This is a genomic window from Peribacillus sp. NPDC101481, from assembly GCF_044767165.1.
GTDB lineage: Bacteria > Bacillota > Bacilli > Bacillales > DSM-1321 > Peribacillus.
In genome coordinates, this window is the sequence record NZ_JBIWNJ010000001.1 from 1,040,000 (window position 1) to 1,051,438 (window position 11,439).

The window sequence follows — 11,439 nt, forward strand, 5'->3', positions numbered from 1 at the left end:
CCTTATACTGTTTTCCTTTTGATTTTGGAAAAGAACAGTATAAAGAAAACTCTTCGATTGGCGAAGACGAAGGGGTTGATCATGAATTTGGAGTGTTTACTCGTGAATTCGATCCTTTTACTCGTGAGTTTCGAGATTTCACTCAGGAATTGGAGAGTTTACTCGTGAATTTGTGCGTTTTACTCGTGAATTTCGGGCTTTTACTCGTAAGTTTTGAGCTTTTTCTCGTGAGTTTTGAGCTTTTACTCGTGAATTTGTGCGTTTCACGTAAATTTCCATCTTTATTCGCAGCTTTTTCTCGTGAATTTCTTTCACTTCTTTTGGCGAAACAGCACACGTGTTGCCTTTATATTGTTTTTCTTCCATGTTCCCGTACGGATTAGAGAAACAAAAAAAAAGACAGGATTCCTTTTCAGAAAAGGAACCCTGTCTTTTTTAATTACAAATTATTTTGCAGCGCTGTAACGTTTTGCAACCTCATCCCAGTTTACAACATTCCAGAAAGAATTGATGTATTCAGGACGACGGTTTTGGTAGTTTAGGTAGTATGCATGTTCCCAAACGTCCAATCCAAGAAGCGGTGTTTTACCTTCTGATAATGGATTGTCTTGGTTTGGTGTACTTGTTACTTCCAACTCGCCATTGTTGACTGCAAGCCAAGCCCAGCCAGATCCAAAACGAGTAGTAGCCGCTTTAGCGAACTCTTCTTTAAAGCTGTCAAAGCTTCCGAATTTTGAAGTGATAGCATCCGCTAATTCACCAGTCGGTTGTCCGCCGCCGTTAGGTGAAAGGATTTCCCAGAATAAAGTGTGGTTAGCATGTCCGCCACCATTGTTGCGTACAGCTGTACGAACAGCTTCAGGTACTGCGTCAAGGTTAGCGACGATTTCTTCAACGCTTTTGCTTAGAAGTTCTTGGTTACCTTCTAGGGCATTGTTCAGGTTTGTCACATATGTGTTGTGATGTTTAGTGTGGTGAATGTTCATTGTTTCTTTGTCGATGTGTGGTTCTAATGCATCATATGCATACGGTAATTGTGGAAGTTCAAAAGCCATAATAAAATTCCTCCCTATGTAAGCTTTTATTTTTTGAGGGCTTCAGTTCTCGAAAGATACATAAAGCTCGCTAGAAATAGAGTATCAAATTTTTGTAACCGTTTCAAACCTTATGCCTCAATTTTTCATTTTTCGATTATATTTCCTATGAGAATACCACGAATAGAAAATATCCAATCATCAAAACTTGGATGATGCCTTTTGTGATGACGCTGCTTATAAAGCCTACAACGGAACCAAGCCCGATTTTCGAAGCAGTAACCGGGTCTTTTTTATGTACTAGGATTTCTGCCAGGAATGCCCCGATGAATGGTCCTATTAGTATTCCGAGGAACGGGATCACGAATGGCCCGACCAGTAGCCCAATCGTACTGCCCCAAATTCCCGCTTTCGTGCCTCCATACTTTTTGACCCCGACCATGTTCGCAATGTAATCAGCTGCGAATAAAAGGATGACGAATAAAATTTGGACCGTCCAGAAAAACCAGCCAAATGGTTCAAAAGAATAAAATAGTCCATATAGCAATATTCCGCCGAAAATGAATAAAACACTTGGGATGATTGGAAAAATCAGACCGACAAACCCCATTATGAACATCAGGGTAATTATTATCCAAAATAGTGTATCCATTACTAAAACGCCCCTTTCTCATTTGATATATAATTTGACTTTATCTCTCCATAATTACCTCATTACTGATGGTTGAAACCAATGAAGCAGAATACAGGTTGTTTTATTTTTCCCATATAGTTAAAATTGGTTAGGAATCTTATATAGTTAGGTGCTGAAAACATTGAACATATTCAAACAACTATGGGTTAGCTTGTATTCTCCTAAAGATATCGCTTCCTTTCAAAACCAAGGTATCGGGAAAACGATATTATTCGTTTTCTTTATAAGTCTCATCGCCTTTCTCCCTTCAGCTTTTTATTTCGGGACAATGATAGTTAACGGGATAGATGCCATGCACGAAACAGTATCCGAAGACTTACCGGCATTTGAAATCAAAAATGGCACGTTGACAACTGAACAAGATGAGCCGTTTAGCCTGAATAAAAACGGATATCAAATTTTTGTAGATGGCACGGGAGCTTTGACCCCGGAAGATGTAGCCACTAAAGCTGATGAAGCTGTCGCGCTTTTAAAGTCTGATCTGGTTTTCGTATCCGGAGGCAATGTGCAATCCTCTCCATATTCAGTTCTGGAGGGAGATAATAAGGAAATATCCACTTGGCTTGATTCAGTTGAATCTGTGCTGCCTATTATCCTTCCATTGCTGCTACTTATATTATACCTGTTCACTGCTAGCGGAATCTTCATTAAAGTGACAATCCTTGCCGCTTTCGGTCTTTTTTTCAAAAATGCTCTTGGCCGCCATCTTTCCTATAGGCATCTATGGAGAATCGGTGCTTACAGCATAACGCTTGCCACGGTATTCTTCGCCATCATGGATGCTTTTCAAGCAATGGTACCGTTCGCTTCCATCATTAGCTGGTTTGTGACATTGATGATGTTATTCTTATCGATTAAAGAAACATCAGCCAATAAGATCGGAAATTGACATTAATAAGATTGGACTCTGACTGTAGGGAAGCTCGATGAGAATCGAGCTTCCCTACAGTCTTTTAAGGCTTTGTAAAATTTGAACGTTGATTGGAACCAGGGCGGTCTTTGCGCCTGCGGGGTCTCCCTAATACACGCTTTCCCGCAGGAGTCTCGCAAACCTGTTCCAATCAACTTTTTTAAAATTCAGATAGAACCCCATTTAATTCGACCACCGGGTCCGGCTCTTTTTGCTTAAATAAAATCGGGTAATCCATGCCTTTGCAGCATATGACTACAGTCATCATTTTTTTAATCTACTTAATTCGACAAAATACTCACTAAGTTATTCCTATACTTATGATTGAAATAGTAATTAAGAGGTGATAGATGTGAAGGAGAATCATATTGATGTGCAGTGGTTGTTACTCATAATGGAGGCAAAAAAGAGTGGTCTGACCCCAAAGGAAATTCGCTCCTTTCTTAACACTCATTCAAATAATAAGGATGTTACTCAAATGAAATAGAAAAATTTGAATGGCCACTCTCATATTCCATTTGAAGAATTGCCCATTTTTAGGCATATTTTTTGCCCCCTCCAAGTATAGATGAATTAAAGACAAGCTTGGGAGGATGGAAAATTGAAACGGCTACTGCTTTTTATCTCATTCTGTTTCACTTTATTTATTATTTATTTTGATATGACTACGGGTACCCTGCCGGCTTCCCATCCACCGGCCTCTACAGGCGAACAGGCCGTCCCGGCCAGCAAGCCTGCATCCGCACCATCTGCCGCCTATAAAGAAATTACCATGAAACCGGGTGATACCTTACTTTCCATCGTCGAAACGGAAAAAGGCGGATCCAATCAGCCAATCGAAACGATCATCACTGACTTTCAAAGTTTGAATGAAGGATTGAAGCCCGAGGATATGCAGATTGGCAAAACATATAAGATTCCCGTTTACAAATAACCCCCATTATAGGAATCTCCCCCTTCACAAGAACCATTAAGGGGATTTCCCAGCATCGATTTTATCCAGAAATCAGGGGATGTCTCGTGATGAAAAAACATTATCCGTCCTATTTCCTTGTCAAGCGGTATGTACATTGATACAATATTTCAGAGAAACAAATTAAAAATCAAAACTGATTTTTTCCTAAAGGAGAGAATTCCACTTGAGTGAAATCATACATCGCACCAAGACGCGGCCAATTAAAGTCGGAAACTTAACGATTGGCGGCAATAATGAAGTTATCGTACAAAGCATGACAACGACAAAAACACATGATGTTGAAGCAACGGTTGCAGAGATTCTTCGCCTTGAAGAAGCTGGATGTCAAATCGTACGTGTCGCCTGTCCGGATGAAAGGGCAGCTGATGCAATCTCTGAGATAAAAAAACGGATAAACATCCCTCTTGTAGTCGATATTCATTTCGATTATAAACTTGCTCTGAAGGCAATCGAGGGCGGAGCTGATAAAATCAGGATTAATCCTGGTAACATCGGTCGCCGTGAAAAGGTTGAAGCAGTAGTGAAAGCTGCGAAGGCTAAAGGAATACCAATTCGCATCGGGGTCAATGCTGGTTCTCTAGAGAAGAAAATCATCGAGAAATATGGCTTCCCGACTGCTGATGGAATGGTAGAAAGTGCTTTACACCATATTAAGATCCTGGAAGATCTGGACTTTCATGACATTATCGTTTCCATGAAGGCTTCCGATGTGAATTTAGCCATCGAGGCATATGAAAAAGCTTCGAAAGCATTCGATTATCCTTTACATCTTGGGATCACGGAATCAGGTACGCTATTTTCAGGAACCGTAAAAAGCGCTGCCGGACTAGGTGCCATCCTAAGTCAGGGCATCGGAAGCACGATGCGTGTTTCCTTAAGTGCCGATCCTGTCGAAGAGGTGAAGGTGGCAAGGGAGCTTCTAAAAGTATTTGGCCTTGCTTCCAACATGGCCACTTTAATTTCCTGCCCTACTTGCGGTCGAATCGAGATTGATTTGATTTCCATCGCCAATGAAGTTGAAGAGTACATCCAGACGGTCAAAGCGCCAATCAAGGTATCAGTGCTTGGTTGTGCGGTAAACGGCCCTGGAGAAGCCCGTGAGGCTGATATCGGCATTGCCGGGGCCCGAGGTGAAGGTTTACTGTTTAGAAAAGGTCAAATTGTTCGTAAAGTGCCTGAAGAGACGATGGTCGAGGAACTTAAAAAAGAAATTGACAAAATCGCTGAAGAGTACTATGAAAAACAAAGAGCCGAAGCTGCTGCTGCAGCTTTACTAAATAAATAAAACAAAGAATCCCGATGTTTCATTATCGGGATTTTTTGTTTTATACAATTTGAAAAAACCCTTTGATGCATTTCGGAAAATGACATCAAAGGGTTTTAATGGTGTTTAAAAGAATGGCAGGATGAATATGCCAACGATGATGGAGATTGCACCAATGACGATGGCCCAAGTACCTAAGTTCGATCCCCGGCTTCTGGCCACTATCCCTACAATGATACCCACAATCCCTAAAATGAAGGGCATCGTGAATAAAGATATAATGGAGATGATCAAAGCTATGACACCAATCGCTTTCCCTTTTGATGCCACATCCCCAGAACCATTATCCTCTGCACGTCCATCATTTTTATATGACCTGATTCTCTGAGGCGGTGTTGAAATTTCGGCAGACGTTTCTTCCTGATACCGGTTATCCATATTGGTTATGGTCCCACGACTTTCATATCGTCTGTCATCTTCAGGTGTATCTTCATTATAATACCGCTCATGATGCTGATCATCCACAACGGTTGGTTCACTGCCCTCTTTCGCCAATTGCATTTCGTCGTCAATACTGGAGTATTGATCTTTTTCCATTCGTGCATCCCTCACTTTCATTTGTGAAGCATTTATAGTGTATGTAAAAATTGCGGATCCCATCGTGAAAATGGTTTCATATCTTGGAAATAAATACGGGTATTTACCAAAGCTATGATGGGATATGTTACACTATTACAAGTATTGAAAATGAGGGAGAGATTCATCATGAAAAAACGTTTTGGCATCGATATAGACGGGACTGTTACAAGACCTGATTCCATGGTCCCCTTTTTAAATAAAGCTTTCCAGCTGAATTTAGCTTATGAGGACATTACCGAATATGACTTATTCCCTTACGTGAATGTTCCAAGAGAGGATTTCACTAAATGGTTCATTGAGAGCGAGCCACTCATCTATTCGGAATCATTATTGGCTGAAGGTGCGAAAGATGTATTGGAAAAATGGACTGAACAAGCTAACCTTTATTTCATAAGTGCCAGAAGTAACCGTTTATTTGATGTAACCAAAAATTGGTTCACGTCGAATGAAGTCCTATATGATCATATTGAGCTTGTAGGCTCACACGATAAAGTGGCTGCAGCCAAAAAATTCGAAGTCGATCTCTTTTTAGAGGACAAGCACGATAATGCAGTGGCGATTTCGGAAGAGTGTAAAATACCCGTGATTTTATTTAATACTCCTTACAACCAAGATCCCGTGCCTGAAAGGGTGATTCGGGTCAACAATTGGCAAGAAGCCTCTGCATGGGTGAATAATTGGATGTCAGGGCAACCGGCAACTATAAAATGAGACAAGAAAAAACCATTGACTGGTGGTCAATGGTTTTTATGCATCCAAAGATACGCTACATGCGGGACAGCGTCCGTAAATTTCAAATTTATGACCCGAAACATCGTAGTCCTTCAAGCTTTCCTGGAGTTCCTGCATCGGGCACAGTTCGATTTCTTTCGTTTTTCCACAATTTAAACAGATGAAGTGGTGATGGTGGGAAGAATGACCGCATGTAAAACGAAAACGCTTTTCCCCTTCCAACTCGGTCGCTTCAAAGATGCCCAGTTCTACAAATAAGGAAAGATTTCTGTAAATCGTATCGAAGCTTAAACCTGGATAATCCTGTTTCATATTCTCCAATACATCTTTGGCCGTTAAATATTTATCGCTGGAAGAGAAAAGCTGCAGCATTTCTTCCCTCTTTCCTGTATGCTTAAAACCTTTATCTTTTAATAGTTGCATGGCAGTAGTTACGTTCATTACATCACCCCATCTATCGATTTTTCCACTTATCAAACAAAATTGACAAGATGAGAATTAGTACAGCTATTATTACAATGGTCCCGCCAGGAGCAAGGTCAAGGTTATATGATAAGAATAATCCGCCTATGACAGACACTTCACCGAATAAGACCGAATATCCAATCATCTGCTTAAAACCCTTTGCAAAGCGGAGACTAGCAGCTACCGGGAGCGTCATGAGCGAAGAAACAAGTAATATGCCAATGATTTTCATGGAAGCGGCAATGACCAATGCGACCATTACAATAAAAATAAAATGAATCGCTTTATAAGGTATTCCGGACGCTTTCGCATGCTCTTCATCAAAAGATAACAGAAATAGTTCTTTATACAATAGGGTGAGCATCAAGGCTACGACTATCCCCACTGCCAAAATGACATATAAGTCCGCACGGCTGACGGCACTGACACTGCCGAATAAATAACCGTATAAATCCGTATTGAAACCATCTGCAATGGATATGAAAATGACACTGAGACCCATGCCGCCTGACATTATGATCGGGATTGCAAGCTCTTGATAATGCTTGTACACCCCTCTTAATTTTTCAATGAATAATGAACCACCTACAGAAAAGGCCATTCCTATATAAAGTGGATTCAATCCTGCTAAAGATAGAAAGCTCTTCTGCAGCAATAAACTAAACGCTATCCCAGCAAGCGCTACATGACTTAGCGCATCGGAAATCATCGACATCCGCCTTACCACGACAAAAACGCCCACTAATGGCGCAATCGCTCCGATGATGATTCCGGTCAAAAATGCGTTCTGCAAAAATTCAAATTGCAATATCCCCGATATCATTGGGCTATCCTCCAAAACATATTAATGATCATGATTTAAAAATTGGACCCCATGTCCATAAATGGACGAGAGCTCACCTTCATCCAGCTCATTATATTCACAGGCATCCCCGTGAAAATGAAGCTTTTTATTTAAACAGGCGACATGTGTGACTTTATCGGTCACAGTACCAACATCATGAGTTACTAAAATCAGGGTTATACCTAATTTTTCATTCAACATCTCAAGCATTTCATAAAATTGGTGGACGTTTTTTGAATCAACGCCAACCGTAGGCTCATCCAATATCATCAATTCCGGTTCGCTTACCAGTGACCGGGCAATGAACACCCGCTGCTGCTGGCCTCCGGACAATTCCCCGATATTGCGGTTTTGATATTCAAGCATATCCACGGATTTCAGAGCCTTCTTCACCTTTTGCTTATCCTCTTTGCCTGCAAATTTAAACAAGCCGATTTTTTTGGTCAAACCACTCAGAACCACTTCAAAAACTGTGGCAGGAAACCCAGAGTTGAAGGAGTTGGCCTTTTGGGAAACGAAACCGACCTTTTGCCAATCTTTAAAGCGTCGTATGTCTTCCCCGAATATTTCAATTTTTCCCTTTTGGAGCTTGAACAGACCAAGCAGCAACTTCAAAAGCGTTGACTTACCGGATCCATTCGGCCCAACGATTGCTAAGAAGGCCCCTCTAGGGATTTCAAGAGAAACATGTTCCAGCACTAGATCTTTTGTATATTTGTAAGATATATCTTCAAATTTAACTATGGGGTTTACTACATTATCCAAAGAGATCACCTATTTTTTTAAGAATCATTACGATTAACAATCGTTAGTATAAATCAAAGAAGCCAAGATGTAAAGAAACCGGTCCTCTGAACAAGTGACGGTACGCCCTGAACCACAAAAAAGTGTGAGCTGAACCAAACTTACCGTAATCAAACAAAGTTTCATGTTCACATACGTCTTCCTCCTTCATATGTTTTAACAAAGGAGGAGATCGTTTGAAATTATTTGAAATGATGGTCAATCATAAAATCAACAGTATTCGCCCCGATGAACTGCTTTCCCTTGCTAAACAGCATAAGGTTGCACTCACTCAAAAACAAGCACAGGATATCACTGCACTTCTAGCAGGTAAAAATATTAACATTTTTGATATACGTCAAAGACAGAACGTGCTTGGTCAAATTACAAAAGTTGCCGGAGCAAGCACAGCCAGGGAAATAGAATCCCTCTTCAACAACCTTACTTCCACTTTTTAGAGATCTTAAGCCAGCTGCAGCTTTATCTGAGCATACTTATGCAAATGAAAGGACGATTCATCTTTTTCGATGAATCGTCCCTATTATGATTATTGTTGAAATCTGATCTTATCCAATAGATCTTCATCAAATTGATTATTCTTGAACATACCAATTTCAAATTTATATGGTGCCTTTTTGTCTTTTTTGTCTTCCCCTACATAAGGTGTTTCCAGGATTTTCGGAACACTGCTTAATTGCGGATGGTGAACAATAGCATTCAACGCCTTAAAACCAATATGACCAAATCCAATGTTTTCATGGCGGTCCTTGCGCATGCCGCGTTCATTTTTGCTATCGTTTATGTGAAGGACCTTGATGCGGTCAACACCGACCAATTTATCAAATTCATTCAGTACGCCATCAAAATCCTCGATGATATTATATCCGGCATCGTGAGTATGGCAAGTATCGAAGCAAACCGATAGTTTTTCATTATGGGTAACACCATCAATGATCATCGCCAGCTCTTCGAAAGACCTGCCACATTCAGACCCTTTGCCTGCCATCGTTTCAAGGGCAATCTGAACTTTATCGTCGGCAGTCAGCACCTCATTCAAACCCTCGATGATTCTCTTGATACCCAGTTCACTGCCTGCACCAACATGCGCACCTGGATGAAGTACGATCTGCCTTGCGCCAATGGCTTCGGTCCGATCGATTTCGCTGCGTAAGAAGTTGACTCCAAGCTCGTATGTGGCTGGATTCGTTGTATTTCCTATATTAATGATATACGGGGCATGGACTACGATATCGCTGATTCCATTCTCCTCCATATGCAGTCTTCCGGCTTCGATATTTAAATCCTCGATTTTTTTACGTCTTGTGTTTTGAGGGGCCCCTGTATAGATCATGAATGTGTTGGAGCCATACGAAGCCGCTTCTTGACTCGCAGCAAGTAGCATACCTTTCCCGCTCATTGAAACATGCGATCCGATCTTCAGCATCTGATTTCTCCCCTATTTCTTTCTCTGTATACGACGTTCACGTTTTTTAAAGTTTTCCACATCTCGTTGAATTTTCTTCTTGTATCCTGGCTTGACTTTAGTTGGCTTCTTGACGTGCCTGCTCGCTTTAACATCGATATCAGATTTTTGTTTTTTACGGTTTTTCCGTTTATTACGTTCATCGATATCAACCCAATCACCGTTTTGGATATCCGCATCACGGAATTCAATGCCCATTTTTTCAAGGCGGTTCAGTGAATCTTCATCGGATGTATCGTAAATGGTAGTGGCAATGCCTGAATATCCGGCACGAGCCGTCCTTCCCGTCCTATGGATATAAAAATCCAAATCTGAAGGCAATTCATAGTTAATGATATGACTTACACCTTCAATATCGATTCCACGGGAAGCCAGATCTGTCGCAACGATGAATTGATACTCCAGATCATTGATTTGCTTCATCATTTTTTTACGCTCACGAGGCGATAAATCACCATGAATACGGCCGACATTCAACCCTTTTTCAATCAAGGAGTTAGCCACATGATCCGCCATTTTTTTTGTGTTTGTGAAAATAATCGCCAAATATGGATTATAACGAACGATGATATCATGAAGTAACTGCTCTCTGTTACGGTGACGAATCGGTACGAGAACATGTTCAATTTTCGAAGCGGTCGCCTGCTTGGGATTCACTTGAACATACTTTGGATTCTCCATATATTTATTTAAAAACGGCTTCAATTTTTCTGGGATGGTTGCCGAAAAGACAAGCATTTGAATTTTTTCAGCCATACGTGATGCAAATATATCGACATCTTCAATGAAGCCCATGTCTAGCATAAGGTCCGCTTCATCGACTACAAGCATTTTTGCTGTATAAACCTGTAATGCCTGAGCTTCAACCAAGTCCTTGATCCGGCCCGGTGTACCGATTACCAATTGCGGCTGTGTCTTCAATTTATCTATCATTCGCTGTTTATCAGTACCACCGATGAAACAACGGACTTGAATCTGCTCATCCTCAGGGAAATGGTCAGCAATTTTCAAAGCTTCTTTGTAGATTTGGTTCGCTAACTCACGGGTTGGTGCGGAAATAATCGCTTGAACCTCATTCTTACCGGCATCAAGCCTGTTCATGATCGGCAGCAAATAGGAATGTGTCTTCCCTGTTCCTGTCTGCGACTGTCCAATTAAGCTACTTCCCTTTAAAAGCGACGGAAGCACGCGCTCTTGAATTTCCGTCGGCTTATCGAACCCTAAAGTACGAACCGCATCTAGAATGTAGCTTTTCAAATTAAATCGTTCAAATTGATTTTGTTTCATCAAAAAACTCCTTTATCCTGTCAGTCATTAGACATGTCCTGTTATTATAATAAATTTCACACAAAAAGCGCAAGCGCCTGGGTTGCTCGTGAAGAAAATAGGGATTGACCCATAAGGCGCTTTTTGCCTTATGAGGGCGATCATCTTTTTCACAACGAGCTAGGTGCTGAAGCTGGATTACACAAAAAGCGCAAGCGCCTGGGTTGCTCGTGAAGAAAATAGGGATTGACGCATAAGGCGCTTTTTGCCTTATGAGGGCGATCATCTTTTTCACAACGAGCTAGGTGCTGAAGCTGGATTACACAAAAAGCGCAAGCGCCTGGGTTGC

At 41.1% G+C, this 11,439-nt stretch carries 15 protein-coding genes; 7 read left to right on the forward strand and 8 right to left on the reverse strand.

The window, feature by feature from the left end; all coding sequences use genetic code 11:
* Window positions 1-383, forward strand: a 383-nt coding sequence (locus ACIROD_RS04985; protein ID WP_402938431.1) for a hypothetical protein, incomplete at its 5' end; no start/stop codon positions are given.
* Window positions 384-446: 63 nt separating this feature from the next.
* On the opposite strand, the gene sodA is transcribed toward ACIROD_RS04985, so the two are convergent.
* Window positions 447-1,055: a superoxide dismutase SodA gene (sodA, locus tag ACIROD_RS04990; protein ID WP_034308436.1), complete on the reverse strand. Its 609-nt coding sequence runs from the start codon at window positions 1,053-1,055 to the stop codon at window positions 447-449.
* Between the two features lie 145 nt (window positions 1,056-1,200).
* Window positions 1,201-1,686: a DUF456 domain-containing protein gene (locus tag ACIROD_RS04995; protein ID WP_101222580.1), complete on the reverse strand. Its 486-nt coding sequence runs from the start codon at window positions 1,684-1,686 to the stop codon at window positions 1,201-1,203.
* A 163-nt stretch (window positions 1,687-1,849) separates the two neighbouring features.
* Here ACIROD_RS04995 and ACIROD_RS05000 point away from each other — a divergent pair, with 163 nt between their 5' ends.
* The 4 genes from ACIROD_RS05000 to ispG all read left to right on the forward strand — a co-directional run bounded on the left by ACIROD_RS05000 (window position 1,850) and on the right by ispG (window position 4,899).
* The gene (locus ACIROD_RS05000) at window positions 1,850-2,617 is read left to right on the forward strand and encodes a DUF1189 domain-containing protein (protein WP_260358085.1); all 768 of its coding nucleotides are present in this window, start codon (window positions 1,850-1,852) and stop codon (window positions 2,615-2,617) included.
* 394 nt (window positions 2,618-3,011) lie between these two features.
* Window positions 3,012-3,125: an anti-repressor SinI family protein gene (locus ACIROD_RS05005; protein WP_260358618.1), complete on the forward strand. Its 114-nt coding sequence runs from the start codon at window positions 3,012-3,014 to the stop codon at window positions 3,123-3,125.
* Between the two features lie 114 nt (window positions 3,126-3,239).
* On the forward strand, window positions 3,240-3,572 hold the full coding sequence (locus tag ACIROD_RS05010) for a LysM peptidoglycan-binding domain-containing protein (protein WP_230177020.1): 333 nt from the start codon (window positions 3,240-3,242) through the stop codon (window positions 3,570-3,572).
* Window positions 3,573-3,786: 214 nt separating this feature from the next.
* On the forward strand, window positions 3,787-4,899 hold the full coding sequence (gene ispG, locus ACIROD_RS05015) for a flavodoxin-dependent (E)-4-hydroxy-3-methylbut-2-enyl-diphosphate synthase (protein WP_185116202.1): 1,113 nt from the start codon (window positions 3,787-3,789) through the stop codon (window positions 4,897-4,899).
* A gap of 105 nt (window positions 4,900-5,004) precedes the next feature.
* Here the strand turns inward: ispG and ACIROD_RS05020 are convergent, their stop codons facing one another.
* Window positions 5,005-5,475, reverse strand: a complete 471-nt coding sequence (locus tag ACIROD_RS05020; RefSeq protein WP_402938435.1) for a DUF4190 domain-containing protein — start codon at window positions 5,473-5,475, stop codon at window positions 5,005-5,007.
* A gap of 168 nt (window positions 5,476-5,643) precedes the next feature.
* Here ACIROD_RS05020 and ACIROD_RS05025 point away from each other — a divergent pair, with 168 nt between their 5' ends.
* Complete coding sequence (locus ACIROD_RS05025) at window positions 5,644-6,228, forward strand: 5' nucleotidase, NT5C type (RefSeq protein WP_402938438.1); 585 nt, start codon at window positions 5,644-5,646, stop codon at window positions 6,226-6,228.
* A 36-nt stretch (window positions 6,229-6,264) separates the two neighbouring features.
* On the opposite strand, the gene ACIROD_RS05030 is transcribed toward ACIROD_RS05025, so the two are convergent.
* The 3 genes from ACIROD_RS05030 to ACIROD_RS05040 are packed head-to-tail and all read right to left on the reverse strand — an operon-like array spanning window position 6,265 to window position 8,323.
* A complete protein-coding gene (locus ACIROD_RS05030) occupies window positions 6,265-6,690 on the reverse strand; it encodes a Fur family transcriptional regulator (RefSeq protein WP_101222584.1) in 426 nt (141 codons plus the stop codon).
* 13 nt (window positions 6,691-6,703) lie between these two features.
* The gene (locus ACIROD_RS05035; protein ID WP_063233033.1) at window positions 6,704-7,537 is read right to left on the reverse strand and encodes a metal ABC transporter permease; all 834 of its coding nucleotides are present in this window, start codon (window positions 7,535-7,537) and stop codon (window positions 6,704-6,706) included.
* Window positions 7,538-7,558: 21 nt separating this feature from the next.
* Window positions 7,559-8,323, reverse strand: a complete 765-nt coding sequence (locus ACIROD_RS05040) for a metal ABC transporter ATP-binding protein (RefSeq protein ID WP_402938443.1) — start codon at window positions 8,321-8,323, stop codon at window positions 7,559-7,561.
* A gap of 215 nt (window positions 8,324-8,538) precedes the next feature.
* On the opposite strand from ACIROD_RS05040, the gene ACIROD_RS05045 reads away from it, so the two are divergent.
* Entirely contained in the window at window positions 8,539-8,799 is a 261-nt protein-coding gene (locus tag ACIROD_RS05045; RefSeq protein ID WP_063233031.1) for a DUF2624 family protein, read from the forward strand.
* 89 nt (window positions 8,800-8,888) lie between these two features.
* Here ACIROD_RS05045 and ACIROD_RS05050 read toward each other — a convergent pair whose 3' ends face one another.
* Both ACIROD_RS05050 and ACIROD_RS05055 read right to left on the reverse strand, forming a co-directional pair.
* Window positions 8,889-9,785 carry a deoxyribonuclease IV gene (locus ACIROD_RS05050; protein WP_402938446.1) on the reverse strand — a complete coding sequence of 299 codons (897 nt, stop codon included), beginning with the start codon at window positions 9,783-9,785 and terminating at the stop codon, window positions 8,889-8,891.
* Window positions 9,786-9,797: 12 nt separating this feature from the next.
* Window positions 9,798-11,111 carry a DEAD/DEAH box helicase gene (locus ACIROD_RS05055; protein WP_260358094.1) on the reverse strand — a complete coding sequence of 438 codons (1,314 nt, stop codon included), beginning with the start codon at window positions 11,109-11,111 and terminating at the stop codon, window positions 9,798-9,800.
* Between the last annotated feature and the right edge of the window lie 328 nt (window positions 11,112-11,439).